This window comes from Thalassotalea fusca, from assembly GCF_053485835.1.
In genome coordinates this window covers 150881-166895 of the sequence record NZ_JBQRUN010000008.1, presented here as the reverse complement: position 1 = coordinate 166895, position 16015 = coordinate 150881, and the positions used below count along the sequence as shown (strand labels likewise).

10 protein-coding genes are annotated in these 16015 nt (G+C 42.0%); 7 read left to right on the top strand and 3 right to left on the bottom strand.

The window, feature by feature from the left end; all coding sequences use genetic code 11:
* Positions 1–297: 297 nt before the first annotated feature.
* Together ACSLUK_RS12045 and acnB are read left to right on the top strand one after the other, a co-directional pair.
* Positions 298–636: a hypothetical protein gene (locus ACSLUK_RS12045; RefSeq protein WP_448548902.1), complete on the top strand. Its 339-nt coding sequence runs from the start codon at positions 298–300 to the stop codon at positions 634–636.
* 307 nt (positions 637–943) lie between these two features.
* Positions 944–3532, top strand: coding sequence for a bifunctional aconitate hydratase 2/2-methylisocitrate dehydratase (acnB, locus tag ACSLUK_RS12040; RefSeq protein WP_448548968.1), 2589 nt, complete (start codon positions 944–946; stop codon positions 3530–3532).
* Positions 3533–3645: 113 nt separating this feature from the next.
* On the opposite strand, the gene ACSLUK_RS12035 is transcribed toward acnB, so the two are convergent.
* Positions 3646–4407 (bottom strand): hypothetical protein, encoded by a 762-nt coding sequence (locus ACSLUK_RS12035; RefSeq protein WP_448548901.1) that lies wholly within the window; start codon positions 4405–4407, stop codon positions 3646–3648.
* Between the two features lie 231 nt (positions 4408–4638).
* Here ACSLUK_RS12035 and ACSLUK_RS12030 point away from each other — a divergent pair, with 231 nt between their 5' ends.
* The 4 genes from ACSLUK_RS12030 (at position 4639) to ACSLUK_RS12015 (ending at position 10668) form a co-directional block, all read left to right on the top strand.
* Entirely contained in the window at positions 4639–5016 is a 378-nt protein-coding gene (locus tag ACSLUK_RS12030; RefSeq protein WP_448548900.1) for a YacL family protein, read from the top strand.
* Between the two features lie 107 nt (positions 5017–5123).
* On the top strand, positions 5124–6395 hold the full coding sequence (locus ACSLUK_RS12025; protein ID WP_448548899.1) for an efflux RND transporter periplasmic adaptor subunit: 1272 nt from the start codon (positions 5124–5126) through the stop codon (positions 6393–6395).
* Between the two features lie 5 nt (positions 6396–6400).
* On the top strand, positions 6401–9550 hold the full coding sequence (locus ACSLUK_RS12020) for an efflux RND transporter permease subunit (protein ID WP_448548898.1): 3150 nt from the start codon (positions 6401–6403) through the stop codon (positions 9548–9550).
* A complete protein-coding gene (locus ACSLUK_RS12015; RefSeq protein WP_448548897.1) occupies positions 9547–10668 on the top strand; it encodes a PQQ-dependent sugar dehydrogenase in 1122 nt (373 codons plus the stop codon). Before ACSLUK_RS12020 ends, ACSLUK_RS12015 begins: the two co-directional genes overlap by 4 nt.
* A 73-nt stretch (positions 10669–10741) precedes the next feature.
* Here the strand turns inward: ACSLUK_RS12015 and ACSLUK_RS12010 are convergent, their stop codons facing one another.
* Positions 10742–11578 carry an HDOD domain-containing protein gene (locus ACSLUK_RS12010; protein WP_448548896.1) on the bottom strand — a complete coding sequence of 279 codons (837 nt, stop codon included), beginning with the start codon at positions 11576–11578 and terminating at the stop codon, positions 10742–10744.
* Between the two features lie 219 nt (positions 11579–11797).
* Here ACSLUK_RS12010 and ACSLUK_RS12005 point away from each other — a divergent pair, with 219 nt between their 5' ends.
* Positions 11798–12868: a beta propeller repeat protein gene (locus ACSLUK_RS12005; protein WP_448548895.1), complete on the top strand. Its 1071-nt coding sequence runs from the start codon at positions 11798–11800 to the stop codon at positions 12866–12868.
* Between the two features lie 122 nt (positions 12869–12990).
* Here the strand turns inward: ACSLUK_RS12005 and ACSLUK_RS12000 are convergent, their stop codons facing one another.
* Positions 12991–15888 carry a M16 family metallopeptidase gene (locus ACSLUK_RS12000; RefSeq protein WP_448548894.1) on the bottom strand — a complete coding sequence of 966 codons (2898 nt, stop codon included), beginning with the start codon at positions 15886–15888 and terminating at the stop codon, positions 12991–12993.
* Positions 15889–16015 lie beyond the last annotated feature (127 nt).

Genomic DNA, 16015 nt, shown 5'->3' with positions numbered 1-16015 from the left:
GCGAATAGTTATAAAGCTAGCCGACATACTGTCGGCTTTTTTCTTTCAACTTTCTTGCGTGATTTGGATATTGAATTTTTTGATTAAGGTTGCTATTTGCTAATAATACGATTTAGCAGCTTGGGGCAAAACGTATTGTAAATGAGTGTAGATTGGCGTTCGTATTTTGATGTATGAATACTCGCAAACGCTAATCACTTCATAAAATTATGAATCAATACTACCAAACAACTCTTTGCTGCTATTTTTGAATAAGTGCGTGCTAGAATTAAGATAATTTAACTAAGGAGTGTTTTTATGTATAAGTTGTTAGCTTTGTCGGTGCTTTTTACTTTGGTTGGTTGTGCAACACCTACGATCTCAACTAATCAAAGCGAATGGGATTTTGATCATGAAGTACGCTTTGAACAGAAAAAACTATCAGAGAACAAATATCATTTAGTGGTTATTTCTAATGACAAGACACATTTTAGTCGCTTGGCTACCTTCTTGGTGCGCAAATCAATGAAACTGTGTAACCAATACGGCTTCAAGATTGAAATATTGAGCGGTATAGAAGAAATTGATGATCGCAAAGGTTTACCCAATATGATCATGCCATCACTCGCTGCTAATGTTGAGTGTCCGTCAAAATAGACTATGGTTAATAGATATCCTCGAACGGTCAAAAATTTAGACTGAAGTTTAAACTAGTATTTAAACGAAACTATCGAGGGACGTGAGCAAGATTTATTGGCAGCTGTTTAAAACAAGGTTGTAATTGTATGAATTTAATTGACTATTCATATTCCTTATATCAACTATAAGTTGTGTGATTGTCGGTTTTATTCTAATTGAAAAGTGAATGCCGTATAATCTCGGCGAAATTTTCTAATCAATGACTTTCAATGAGCTAAATGGGCTATTTGGTTTGTTGGAATCACATATCACAGAGGTGAATGCCGTGCTTCAAGAATATCGTAAACACGTAGAAGAACGTGCTGCTGAAGGAATTGTACCTAAACCATTGGATGCAACACAAACTGCTGCATTAGTTGAATTGGTAAAAAATCCGCCAGCAGGTGAAGAAGAGCTCCTAATTGATTTATTAACAAACCGTATCCCTGCGGGTGTTGATGACGCTGCATACGTCAAAGCAGCATTTTTAGCCGCTGTTGCTAAAGGTGAAGCAAGCTCTCCGATTTTATCAACTGAAAAAGCAACTGAGCTATTAGGCACTATGCTAGGTGGCTATAACATTCAACCAATGATTGATCTTCTTGATGATGCCAAGCTTGCAAATACTGCTGCAAAAGGTCTATCACATACATTGCTAATGTTTGATGCGTTTTTCGATGTCAAAGAAAAAGCTGACGCAGGCAATGAAGCTGCAAAGAACGTGATGCAATCATGGGCTGACGCTGAGTGGTTCACGTCTAAGCCAGCAGTAGCTGAAAAAATCACTGTTAAAGTGTTCAAAGTGACAGGTGAAACTAACACTGACGATTTATCGCCAGCACCTGACGCTTGGTCACGTCCTGATATCCCATTACATGCAAAAGCTATGCTTAAGATGGAGCGTGAAGGAATTACTCCTGACGAGCCAGGTGCCGTTGGCCCAATTAAGCAAATAGAAGCACTTCAAGAAGATGGTATTCCATTAGCTTACGTTGGTGACGTTGTTGGTACTGGTTCTTCTCGTAAGTCTGCAACTAACTCTGTACTTTGGTTTATGGGTGATGACATTCCATGCGTACCAAACAAACGCTCTGGTGGCGTATGTTTAGGCGGTAAAATTGCGCCAATCTTCTATAACACTATGGAAGACTCAGGTGCGTTACCGATTGAGTTAGACGTACAAAAAATGAATATGGGCGACGTAATCGACATTTACCCATATGAAGGTGTTGTTAAAAAAGGCGATGAGGTTATCGCTGAGTTTGAATTAAGCCCTGTACTTTTAGATGAAGTACGTGCTGGTGGTCGTATTCCATTAATCATTGGTCGCGGCTTAACAGGCCGTGCACGTGAAGCATTAGGTTTAGGTGAAACTGATTTATTTGCAAAACCAGTTGACGCTGTTGACACTGGTAAAGGTTACACGCTTGCTCAGAAGATGGTCGGTAAAGCGTGTGGTGTTGCTGGTGTACGTGCTGGTCAGTACTGTGAACCTAGAATGACGACTGTTGGTTCGCAAGATACAACAGGACCTATGACACGTGACGAGTTGAAGGATTTAGCATGTCTAGGCTTTTCAGCTGATTTAACTATGCAGTCTTTCTGTCATACATCTGCTTATCCGAAGCCAGTTGATGTACAAACGCATCACACATTACCTGATTTCATTATGAACCGTGGTGGTGTATCACTTCGTCCAGGTGACGGTGTTATTCACTCTTGGTTAAACCGTATGTTATTGCCTGATACAGTTGGTACAGGTGGTGACTCTCATACGCGCTTCCCATTAGGTATTTCATTCCCAGCAGGTTCTGGCCTTGTGGCATTTGCTGCTGCAACAGGTGTTATGCCATTAGACATGCCTGAGTCAGTGCTTGTTCGCTTTAAAGGTGAAATGCAGCCAGGTATTACCCTACGTGACTTAGTACATGCAATTCCTTACTACGGCATCAAGAACGGTCTATTGACTGTTGAAAAAGCAGGTAAAATCAACGAATTTTCTGGCCGTGTGTTAGAAATCGAAGGTCTTAAAGGCTTAACTGTTGAGCAAGCGTTTGAATTATCTGACGCATCTGCTGAACGTTCTGCAGCTGGTTGTACTATTAAGCTTGAAGATGACGCTGTTAAAGAATACCTAGAGTCTAACATTGTTATGCTTAAGTGGATGATCAGTGAAGGCTACGGTGATGTACGTACAATCGAACGTCGTATTCAAGCGATGGAAGCGTGGTTGGCTAACCCGTCATTGATGGAAGCTGATGCAGATGCAGAATATGCTCACGTACTCGAAATTGATTTGGCTGAAATTAAAGAGCCTATCGTTTGTTGTCCAAACGACCCTGATGATGCGAAGTTATTGTCAGACGTTGCTGGTACAGAAATCGATGAAGTATTCATTGGTTCTTGTATGACTAACATTGGCCACTTCCGCGCTGCTGGTAAATTGATCGATAACTTTGGCGGTGTATTGCCAACACGTTTGTGGGTTGCTCCGCCAACTAAGATGGACCGCGACCAACTAACGGATGAAGGTTACTACAGCATTTACGGTAAAGCGGGTGCGCGTATGGAAACTCCGGGTTGTTCACTTTGTATGGGTAACCAAGCACGTGTAGCTGACAAAGCAACGGTTCTTTCTACGTCAACGCGTAACTTCCCTAACCGTTTAGGTACAGGTGCTAACGTTTACCTAACATCAGCAGAGCTTGCAGGTGTTGGTGCAATCGTAGGTCGTTTACCAACGGTTGAAGAGTACATGAAGTATGCGAAAGAGATTGATGCGACAGCAGCTGACACATATCGTTACTTGAACTTCCACAAAATGGAACAGTACACGAAGAAAGCTGCACAAGTAATTATTCAAGAGCCAGCTTAATCGCTGAACTTATTTGAATATTAACTAAAAGCTAATATTGTAAAAACGCCGCTAACTAGCGGCGTTTTTTATTGGGGGGAGTCATTGTAATCATTGATGTCGAAGATAGGTTGCTATTTCGCTTTGCCATACCTTTCCCTGAATTTGGCCATATGCGCTTTAAAGGCTTTTTCCTGTTTTGTTAGCCCACACCTAAAGCCTTCAACAGAGGTAACGCCTGCCATACCAACGTGTGATAAGTCGCGTGTAATCGTACAGCTGCCATTGTCGCCTTTGACAACAGTAGCTCCACCGCCAACATCCTGACTGCGAGAGTTGATTATTTCTTCTTGTGTTGGCCTAACAACTGAGTGTGGGACGAAAGTAGGTTCACCGTGCATCACCGAGCCTGTATTCGGCCGAGTGCGGTTATATTCTTGAGATTGGAAGTATGCCTTATCCTGTTCTTCATTCAGTGCTTCAAGCATTTGCCAAGCATTAGCATTAGCATTAGATTCTTTGACAGGTTGCTGCGATGTACTCTCAATTTGTGGCGTTGATTCAACGGCTACTTCGTGCGTGACCGGCTCATTCGATTGATCACTGCTTATTATTTCATCTTGAGTCATTGAAGGCTTTGGCGGCTGTATTGACGAGACGGTAGAGTCGGCTACGTCTTGCGGTGTGGTGTTAGGCTCGATTTCAGAGTCAGGTTGCTGTTCTGGTTGAGGCTCAGGCTCAATTCGGGGGGGAGGCGAATAAATGTAACTATTGAGCGGTACTGGTTTTTCATCGGTACTTAGCGATGGAACGATCGTAGTTTTTGCCAAAAACATTAAAATCAATACATGAATTACAATCGAGATGATAATGGCGTTAAAACGTCCTGTAAGCACTTAACTGCGGCTCCTAGTTTTTTATTTCCACACAATAGACCTTGCTATCGTTCAATAGTTCAATTGCCCTCAGTAACAGCGATAAAGGATTGAAATAAATATGGTAAATTAGCAGGCGTAAAACGTAATTAATTATATCTGTATAAAATTGCGCCAGCCCTTTATTTTACAAGAGATTAAAACAATTTTCTTCTATAATAAATAGAGAAGAATTGACTAATTGGTTTACCCATGGAATACGAATTTATTCATGATACAACTACCGGAAACGCCAGCGCAAAGTTTTCGTTTGAACATCAGGCCATTGGCCCGTGGCTGGAAACAGAAATTGGACACGATACTGAAAAACTCACACAAATACTTACCGCAATAGACGATGTGGAAAAAGGCAAGCTGCTTGATGTGCTTATTGCTGGCAGAGAATATAGCCTGTCTTTAGAAGAGGGGGATGTTGTTGTTCAAGCAAACGTACTGTTTAACGGAGTACAAGGCATACCGGATGAGCTTATTGAAAACGAGTTATCAGTAGATGAGCATATGAGTGCTTCTTGTGGTGTTGATGATTTTAGAGAGCTGCTTTTAGCTTGGGCGCGATTTACTAGGTCTTAGACAATATTAAGTGCTAAGCTTTACTTAGTTAATTGACAATTCTTTACTGTAAGTTATTAATTTCAGTTGCTATATTCTTTATTGTCTTACCTCGTTACAGGATCACTATGACAATGCCAACACACAAAGTCGACCCCGCCTCCACGAATATTCATCCCAAAAAACGCGGAAAGCGCATGGTACCATTGCGATATGTGTTGATGCCCTTTGCCTTCATTTTTGCAGCGATCACCGTACTAATTATTATCGGTGCCTTTGCACCTAAACCAGCTAAAAAGCCCATTGATATAAAAGCGCCACTTGTCGAAATCAAACAACTCGTTAGAGGAGACGTTACTTTGCGCGTGAAATCACAAGGGAGTATTTTGCCTCGCACAGAAACCAATATTGTCGCTGAAGTATCAGGGCGCATTATTTTTGTCGCTGAACAATTTAATGCAGGTGGTTTCTTTCGTAAAGGAGACGTATTACTTAAGATCGATCCGACTGATTATGAACTAGCAGTACAACAGGCAGAAGCTAGACTAGATACGGCAAATGCGAATTTACTTGAAGAGCAGGCACGTACTGAACAGGCAAGAGAAGAGTGGTTGTTGTCGGGAAAGCAAGTTGAAGATGCCCCAATAATGGCACTACGTAAACCGCAAATGCAAAAAGCACAGGCGGACGTTAATTCTGCCAAGGCTGAACGACAAAAAGCTCAGGTGCAATTATCCCGTACGACGATTAAATCACCTTACCATGCTATGGTGAAGGTTAAACAAGCTGACATAGGGCAGTACGTAACACCAGGCTCCGTATTGGCGGGTACATTTGCCATTGATTATGCTGAAGCCAGATTGCCTATCAAGCAAAACGATATGCCTTATATTAATTTGCCTGATTTTTCCGAGGAAAATAACAAGGGCGATGAAGTCACCTTGTCAATGAACGTTGGTGGCAAGAAGCGTGAGTGGATCTCTTATATTTCCCGCTACGAAGGTGTAGTAGACACATCGAGCCGTGTACATTACGTCATTGCGAAAATTGATGACCCATACGCTTATAAGCGCGACGACTTTAAACATCCACTGCATATTGGCAGCTTTGTCAAAGCCGAAATAAAGGGAAAGATGATCAAAGATATTGTCGCTATTCCGCACAATGCAATTTATGGCGCAAACGAAATATATCAGGTATCTCACGATAACAAGCTTGTTAAAACGTTAATAGAAAGCGTTTACAGTGACAGCGAATATTTGTATACCGAACAGTCATTAGATTTAACTATGCCACTAGTTATGACCAAGCTTGAGACGCCTGTCGAAGGCATGTCACTTCGTATAAAAGGAAACGATAACGAGCAAATAGCCTTAAATACTAAAAACCAAGAGGAATAGTTACCGTGCAAACACAACAACCGTTAACGGGAATAATTGCTTGGTTTGCGCGTAATAGCGTGGCAGCCAATTTACTCATGGTTTTTATTTTGGCTGGTGGTTTCATTTCATACCAAAACCTAAATAAAAAAGCATTTCCAGACTTTAATCCTAATAGCATTCGTATCACTGTACCTCATCTTGGTGCGTCGCCTGAAGAAGTTGAAGAAGGCGTGTTGCTCAAAGTAGAAGAAGCGTTAGAAGACCTAGATGGTATAAAGCGCATGACTGCCGTGGCAAATGAAGGTGTCGGTATAGTTACACTTGAGCTGCAATCGGGCGTCTCGCTCGGTGAAAAACTCGACGAAGTACAAATGGAAATTGGTGCTATCACAACTTTTCCTGAACAAACGGAACGACCAAGTATCACCAAGTTAGAATTCAAATCACAAGTTTTGTGGTTGTCGTTGAGCGGTTCTATGGATCGCCGTACCCGTCAAAAATTGGCCCAAAATATTCGCGATGAAATACTCTCGTTACCGAGTGTCAATCACGCTGAAGTTGTCGGTAATCGAGACTATGAAATCAGTATTGAAGTTTCAGAACATAAGCTACTTAAGTACAACTTAACATTCGACGATGTTGCTCGGGTGGTACGCAATTCATCTATCGACCTACCCGGAGGTACCATCAAAACTGAAGGTGGTGACATTTTGTTGCGCACTGAAGGACAGGCGTATACCGGAGTGGAATACGGTAGTATTGTGTTAAAAACGGCGGCCGATGGCACTCGTATTTTGGTGTCTGATGTGGCCAATGTAGTTGATGGTTTTGTTGAGCAAGAAGACTTTGCTCGATTCGACGGTGTGAATACCTCTAGTATAATGGTGCAATCAAAAGGGGATCAGAACGATTTGGAAATCGCGGAAGCAGTAAAAGCATTTGTTGCCGAGCGTAACCAATCATTACCAGACGGCGCCAAGCTCGATGTCTGGGGAGATTCGTCTTATTACCTCGCTGCGCGGCTCGACATGATGCTCACCAATCTGTTAATGGGCGCAGTGCTTGTGTTTATTGTTCTGGCCTTATTTTTAAGGCTTCGTGTCGCTTTCTGGGTCATGTTGGGCATTCCGATTAGTTTTTTTGGCGCGTTCCTACTAATGCCCTTATTTGGAGAATGGAACGTCACCATTAACATGCTCAGCCTGTTTGCCTTTATTATGGTGCTGGGGATAGTGGTTGATGATGCCATCGTTATTGGTGAAAGTGCTTATGCTGAAGTAGAACAATATGGCCACTCAACCGAAAATATTATTCGCGGTACGATGCGTGTTGCAATGCCTGCCACCTTTGGTGTACTGACAACCATCGCAGCATTTGCGCCGTTGTTGTTTATTGATGCAACATTTTCTTCCTTTTTCCGAGCGATATCGCTCGTTGTAACCTACTGCTTAATATTCTCGCTAATCGAGTCAAAATGGATTCTACCTGCGCATTTGGCGCATATGAAATATCAACCACTGACTGAAGAAAATACTAACGCATTCGAACGTTTTCAAATGCGATTCCAAAAGGCGTTTGAGCGATTTGTTCATCAGCGATACAAACCATTCTTACTGAAAGCGCTAAAGATGCGCTACAACACGGTTGCTATTTTTATTTCGATATTAATCTTAGCCATATCCTTGTTAGTGGGCTCTTTGGTAAAAACCGAGGTGTTTCCTAATGTACCCAGTGACTTTGTTCAGGGTAATCTAGTAATGGTTGACGGCACTGCGCCAAAGGAACGTAACAAGGCGGTTGAACATATTTATCAGGCTGCGTTGGCAATTGCAGAAGAAAATAAACATCAAGGGGAAAGCTTTCTGAAGCATTCGATGGTATTTACCTCGGGGAATACGCAAGCGAGCTTTATTCTAGAGTTAGTTAAACCAGAGCATAGAAAGTTAACAGCGTTTGATATTGAAAAAATGTGGCGTGAACGAATAGGTGAAATACCCGGAACAAAAGAAGTGCGCTTTTATTCGGGCACCAATATTTCAGGCGATGCCGCATTAGAGTTTCAACTGTCCGGTAAAAACGATATGGAGCTAGAGGCCGCAGCAGAAGAAATTCAGCAACGACTAACAGAGTATGACGGTATTTATGATATTCGTAATTCGTTTAGTCGGGGCAGTCAGGAGATCCGTTTAGCCATTAAACCTGAAGCTGAAGCGCTGGGATTAACACTTAATGATTTAGCCCGACAAGTACGACAAGCATTTTATGGCGAAGAAGCCCAGCGAATTCAGCGTGGTCGTGACGAGCTTAAAGTCATGGTGCGTTATCCTAAAGAAGATCGTTTATCTGTTACCGATTTAGAGGGCATGTGGATAACGACTGCTCAAGGTAATAAAGTCCCATTTTATGACGTGGCCGACATTACTTTTTCTCAAGGTTTTTCTTCTATTACCCGTATCAATCAAAAACGAACTATCACCGTGTCGGCAGACATCGATCCAGACAAGGTTGAGACACGATTGGTTAATGAAGAAATGAACAACCGCCTTATTCCTGAAATACTAAGTCACTACCCCAGCGTTAGTTATGGCATGGAGGGAGCGTCGAAAGAGCAAGCAGATTTCATGCGACAAATTGGTATTGCAGCAATCGGCGCATTGTTTCTGATTTATGGTTTGATTGCGATCCCGACTAAGTCATATGTGCAGCCATTAGTGATTATGTCAGTCATTCCTTTTGGGGTCATTGGGGCAATAGTTGGTCATTGGTTACTAGGACGAACGGTTAACATGATGTCGATATATGGTTTTATTGCCCTCACTGGCGTGGTGGTTAATGACAGCCTCATATTGGTAGATTTTATTAACAAAGCGAAAGATAAAGGGATGGCGATGATTGACGTTGTCGCACAAGCCGCAACACAAAGGTTTAGGGCGATTGTATTAACCTCACTAACGACTTTCTTTGGTATTTTTCCACTGTATTTTGAAGGGAGTTTACAAGCGCAGTTTATTATCCCAATGGCGATATCATTGGGTTTTGGTATTGCATTTGCGACAGTAATCACGTTGTTTCTCATCCCTGCGCTTTACCTCATTAAGGAAGACTTGCTTAACTTACTTGGTTTAAGTAAAAAAGAAGTAATCCAATATCAGGAAGGAAACCCAAAATCATGAAGCAAGTAATCATCCTAGGGATATTGTCGTTCATTTTTTTCGCTGCACAGGCTAGAGATTCTCACCCATTAGATGTTCGTAGCCTTAGCCGCACATATTCGAGCGAATTGGTGGCAAAAGGTGTGGTTGTTCCGTGGGCCATGGTTCAATTACCTAACAATGATATTTTGGTAAGTGCGCGTAGTGGCGCGTTGCGTGTGATTCGCGACAACCAATTATTACCCGAAGAAGTTGCAGGATTGCCTAATATTGAGAGTCAAGGGCAAGGAGGGTTACTCGATTTAGCGTTACATCCTAAGTTTGCTGAAAATCATTGGTTGTATTTCACCTATGTAACTAAAACAAATGTAGGTATGAATACCGCATTGATGCGTGCCAAACTAGACATTGCTAATATGCTCTTGATAAATCAGGAACAGCTCTACGTGGCAGATGTGGAGGCTGGTAGTAGTCGTCATTTTGGCAGTAGAATTGCGTTTGATGACCAAGGGTTTGTCTATTTTTCTGTTGGTGATCGTGGTGAACGAGATGAATTTCCGCAAGATATAACTAAAGACGCTGGCAAAATATACCGACTTCATGATGACGGTAGCATCCCTAAAGATAACCCCTTTATACAACAGCCGAAAGCTAAGCCTGCCATATACTCCTTTGGTCATCGAAATCCGCAAGGCATGTTATTTGATCATGAAAGCAAAACGTTATGGATACATGAACATGGACCACGAGGTGGTGATGAAGTAAATCTTATCCAAGAAGGTGCTAACTACGGCTGGCCTGTGATTAGCTATGGAATAAATTACAGTGGTACACGTTTTACGGATTTGACGCATAAAGCAGGAATGGAACAACCTGCACTTTATTGGGATCCATCAATCGCCCCTTCCGCCATGATAAAAGTCACCAGTGACAAATATCCCAAACTCAAAGGTAAGTATTTGTTAGGTTCATTAAAGTTTGGCTATATCGTTGCGCTAGATGTTGACGGCAAACGCATTACTAAACAAACGCAAGTACTAAAAGGCTTAGGCAGAGTAAGAAGCTTAATGCAGGGACAGGACGGCTATATTTATATGGGATTAGATGGTGGCGGCATTCGTAAACTCGTTCACCAATGATTGAAAGTTGACGAGTGACTGTGTACACAAAAAGCTTCGTTAAAATAGATACTATTGCTGGCTATGTTTTACGTTAAATTGCCAGACAATCTTCCATCAAGTCGCACAAGTCGTCGTCATCAAAATCGAGCAATGTAAACACGGAATCTTTCACATAAGACCAATCAGCACTATCACGAAAATGTTTGTGATTGTGGACAATATTTTCAGCGAGCTTCAATACGGCAAAGTAGAGTTGCTCAGGCTTATTGTTGATGATATCAATAAATTGTCGGTCATGGTGGCTTAGCACTATTTGACAAATATCTTTCGGCAGGCGCCAAGAAGAAGCTACGTAGTAGCCGATTGTGGCATGATTAACCTGATAGACACTTTCTTCAATGTCAGTTAACGTTTCGCTAGGTGTTTGCAATGCATGCTCATAGGTATCTGTGTAATCAGCAAACTTACTGGCCATGACGGGAATCCCGCAATCATGAAACAACCCAATGGAAAACAACTTGTCTGAAGAAAGTGGTTGTTTCACTCTTTTACCAACCGTTACACAAGCATTAGCAATATTAGTCGCGTTATCCCAAAATTCTTCCAAAGCAATGCTGCAATCATTTTGATCAAAGCTTTGTCTAATAAGTGTATTGGTAACCAATGAAAGTACGCCGTGAATACCTATATAGCGAGTTGCTTTATGAATGTCTGAAATAGAACGAGATAGTCCATAAACGGGGGAGTTTATGGTTTTTAAAATCATGGCTGATACCGATACATCTTTGACAATGGTATCGGCAATCTTGTTGATGTCGGACTCTTTGCTAGTAATCAGTTGGCGCAATTCTAAAAGCAATTTAGGTTGAGGTGGAACCGAAAACCCGCGGCCAATATCGGCGAGTACTTTTTCATCAACAGTTAACATAGGTACAAATTTTTTCTAGGTTAATATTCAATTAGCCACTTATCGGCCAACTTCGGAACAGTTTCAAGTTTCTTCAAATACTATCGCTGATTATGCGACAAGATACAATGTTTAGCTGATTAATACTTGACCATAATGGGATAGTAGTTATTTTTACTTGTGAAATGACACTATTTATTGAATAGTTAGTTTTTCTTAATATTGTCAAAGGGTTGGCTAATGAATTTTCAACAAAGGTATAGACAAGTAGTACGGTGCGCAGTCATAGCTGGTGCGTTAAGCTGTACGGCAATGGCGGTCGAGGCGAACAACAAACCCATCGTCCCAACATTGAACACGTCTGTACTGCCCGGCGAACCATCATTGCGTGGTAGTGCGATGACAGCACAATCTATGTGGGTGACAGGTAGCAAAAATTCGGTATTTGTGAGCAATGATGGCGGAAAAAACTGGATTAATCGCTCTCCTAAACTAACAGAGGGAAGTGATTTTCGTGACATCGAAGTATTTAGTGATAAGCATGCAATTGTGATGTCGGTGGGTACCGGAGATGCGTCAAAATTACTCGAAACAAAAGATGGTGGTGTAAGTTGGCAGATACTCTATCAAAATACGAATGACCAAGGTTTTTTTGATTCAATTGGCTTTTGGGATGAAAACGTTGGATTGTTGTTAGGCGACCCTGTTGACGGCTACTACGTTGTTGAAAAAACTGAAGACGGTGGAAAAACGTGGCGTCGCATTGCTAAAACCAAACTGCCTGTAATGTTAGACAAAGAAGCGGCTTTCGCAGCAAGCGGCAATACTTTAATTGTTGGTGAGAAAGGGAACGCTTGGATCACAACAGGCGGATTTTCAGCATCTATCTATGTGAGCCATGACTATGGTGAATCATGGCAGCGGCAAACAGTGCCCTTATACAGTGAAACGCAAACAGCTGGTGGCTATGGTTTGGCGCTTAATAGCCAACAACAAGTTTTTGTACTCGGTGGTGATTACCAACAGCGTCCTAAAAATTATGCCAACATAGCGGCATTGTCTGGGAATGATTGGCAGGCCGTTAATGCCGGTAATCGTGGCCTACGCACGGCCATGTCGTGTTTACCTAATGTATGCTTAGCAACGGGAAAAACAGGCAATGACATTTCATACGATCAAGGGAAAACGTGGCAAGCATTTGACGCTAGTGAAGACAAACAAGGTGATAAAGGATTTTATACAGCGGCTACAGATGGTCAAATTCTGCTAACTGCTGGAGCCAATGGGCGAGTGGGGGTTTGGCGCTTTTAGCATACGTCTAGCTGTTTCCTCCTAAAATGACAAAGGGCTAACTAAATTGGTTAGCCCTTTTAATATGCTTACTGTCCTGTCCTCAAAGTGTTAACACATTTCAGGACGGAACATACAACTTGCTATTGGGTCGTCATTGGTTGTTCGATACGATTCCCATTATTGTCGAGCAGTATTGGCTCGCCTAGCCCTAACTCCTGCATACGAGGTAATTGCGTCTTAGCATCACCAACAACTAAGTACACCATCTTGTCAGGGTTGATGTAATTATTAATTGCAGCCTGTGCTTCTTCAATAGTGAGCGCATGCAATTGCTGCTGTTGCTCTTTAACGTAATCTTCGCTTAGGTCATAGCTACTGATATTTTCAAGCACGTTCAATAGGCTACCTGTGGTTTCAAATGCTCGCGCATTAGACTTTTTCAATACAGATTTCGTATTTTCCAGAGCGTCCTCATCAAATGCCTTGCCGTAGTTACCTAAGATTTCTCTAAAGGTTTGTAACGATTCTAATGTTACATTGGCACGAACACTTGAACGAGCGACGAAAGTACCGCCAAAATTACTGCGATTTAGACCTGAATACGCGCCGTAAGTATATCCTTTCTGCAAACGTAAAATTTGGAACAACTGTCCGGAAAAGCTTCCTCCTAAATTATGGTTTACCGCAACCGCATTATAGTAATCTTTGGCATTTGCTTTCATCGCTGGGCTACCAATGCGTATAAACGATTGCTTGGCATCTGGTACATCAACGAAGTAAAGAGTTGGCTTGTCGTAGCTGAGTACACCTGCATCTAGCGGTAGTTCAACTTTGCCATTTTTCAGCTTGTTTCCTAAGGCGCTTAATTGCTTCACTACCTCTTGTTGTTTAATATCGCCAGCCACATGAACTGTGGTGAGGTCAGCGATAATATTGTCATGATAGTAAGCCTTAACATCGTCAAGTGTAATGCTATTTACTTCGTCAATGTTGCCTGTTACAGGCGTGCTAAGCTTGTTGCTATTGGCGTACATTAACTTGGCATATACGTTATGTGCGATTGCACCAGGATTGGCTTGAGCTTGTTGTATCTGGGCAACGGTTTCAGCTTTTACACGATCCCACTCCGCTTCATCCCAACGCGGTGATAGCAGCACTTCTTGAGCTAAAGCAACTGCTTTACCAAAGTTCTTTGACAAAGTACTGCCTTCTAAGGTGATGAATTCTCCGTTGGTTGAGAAATGTAATTCAGCACCAATATCGCCCAACGCTTGTTCTAGCTGCTCAGGCGTCTTATCTTTTGTTCCTTCCATCATGATAGACGTTAGCAAGTTTGCGACGCCATTCTTATTGTCTGGGTCAAGTGAATGTCCGCCCATCACGCGAATAGAAAATGAGACAAGCGGCAATTCGTTATGCTCAATTCCTAGAACTTGTACACCATTAGCTAAGCTTGATTGCCAAATATCCGGCAGTTCAACAGCCTTACTTTTACCCGGTGCAGGCATTACTGAACGATCAAAAGAAGAAGGCGCTTGTGCAATTGGTGTTAGCGGCTCTTGCTCTGCGTTTCCTGCCATTTGCTGCTCAGCGCCTTGAACAATTTTTTCTTCCACTACATCAGCTTTAATCGCGCCAGTTAGGGCAAGATCTTTTTGGCCTTTAGGAACAAAACTGGTGGCAACGTAATGTTTGTTTTTCACATATTTTTGATAGACCGCCACCACGTCTTCAAGTGTCACAGCTTGATAGCGTTCGATTTCTTTTGTCACTAAACTTGGGTCACCGCCAAGTTCATTGTGTTGTGCGATAGCTGATGCTTTGTTAAATACACTGGTAAGATTGCGATAGAATTCTGTTTCTCGTCGAGTCTTAGCGCGAGCTAACATGCCTTCAGTTAGTGCATTTTCTTCAATTGTTTGCAGTGACTTTTCAATGCTGCTCTTGACCTTATCCAATGGCGTATTTGGGAATGCGCGTACTGTGATACTGAACGTGCCTGCAATTTGTGCACTATGATTGCTAGCACGAACATTCGGTGCCAATTTATCATTGATCACGATAGACGAGTACAGCGGACTATTCTTGCCATCAACTAATAACTCAGCCAATAAGTCTAATGCATAGGCATCTATATGATATTGCTCAATGCTAGGGAAAGTGAGCGTGAGCTCAGGTAATTGCGCGAAATTGTCTTCGTGGTAGAAAGACTTATTTGCTTTCAATACAGCTGGCATTGGTGGTAATTTTTTAATTTCATTACGTGGTTGCAGCTCACCAAAGTATTTTTCTACCCATGCTTTAGTGTCTTTTGTTTCAAAATCACCGGCGATAACTAAAGTTGCATTGTTAACCCCGTACCATTGCTGATAAAAGTCTCGTACATCTTGCAACGTGGCATTTTGTAAGTCTTCCAAACTTCCGATAACATCCCAATTATATGGGTGATTTTCAGGGTATAGCGCTTTTAACACCACATAGTCTGTGTGGCCATAAGGTCGGTTGTCGACACCTTGACGCTTTTCGTTTTTTACCACCTGTTTTTCGTTTTCTAGACCTTCTTGCGTTACGGTGTTAATAAAGTAACCCATTCGATCTGACTCCATCCACAACACGCTTTCAAGACCGTCGCTCGGAACTACTTCATAGTAAATGGTGCCGTCTTGCCATGTACCGCCATTCAAGGTGCCACCCATATCGCCGATGTTTTTAATGAAGTTACCTGGGCCGACATTTTCTGAATTCTGAAACAACATATGTTCGAAAAAGTGTGCAAAGCCTGTTTTACCTTGTTTTTCTCGGTTTGAACCAACATGGTATTGAATGGCAACGGCGACCACTGGATCGGATTTGTCTTGGTGTAAAACAACCTCTAGTCCATTTGCTAACTGATACTTCTCAAATGGAATAGAAAATTGAACTTGGCTGTTTTCTGTTACAGGAGTTAATTGTGTTTGCGTTACCGAGTTATCGCTAAGGCACCCTTGTACAGCGAGTGTAATTGCGCTAATGGCAAATAATTGGCTTAACTTTTTCATAGTAAGTTCTCTTTATTATGTTTGAACGAACACGCGCCCCCGGCATTGATAAAACGAACGATTGGAGGTGGGTTGTTAGAAAATAATAATCAAGTTGTAAACAAATGGAAACTAAACGGGAGGATAA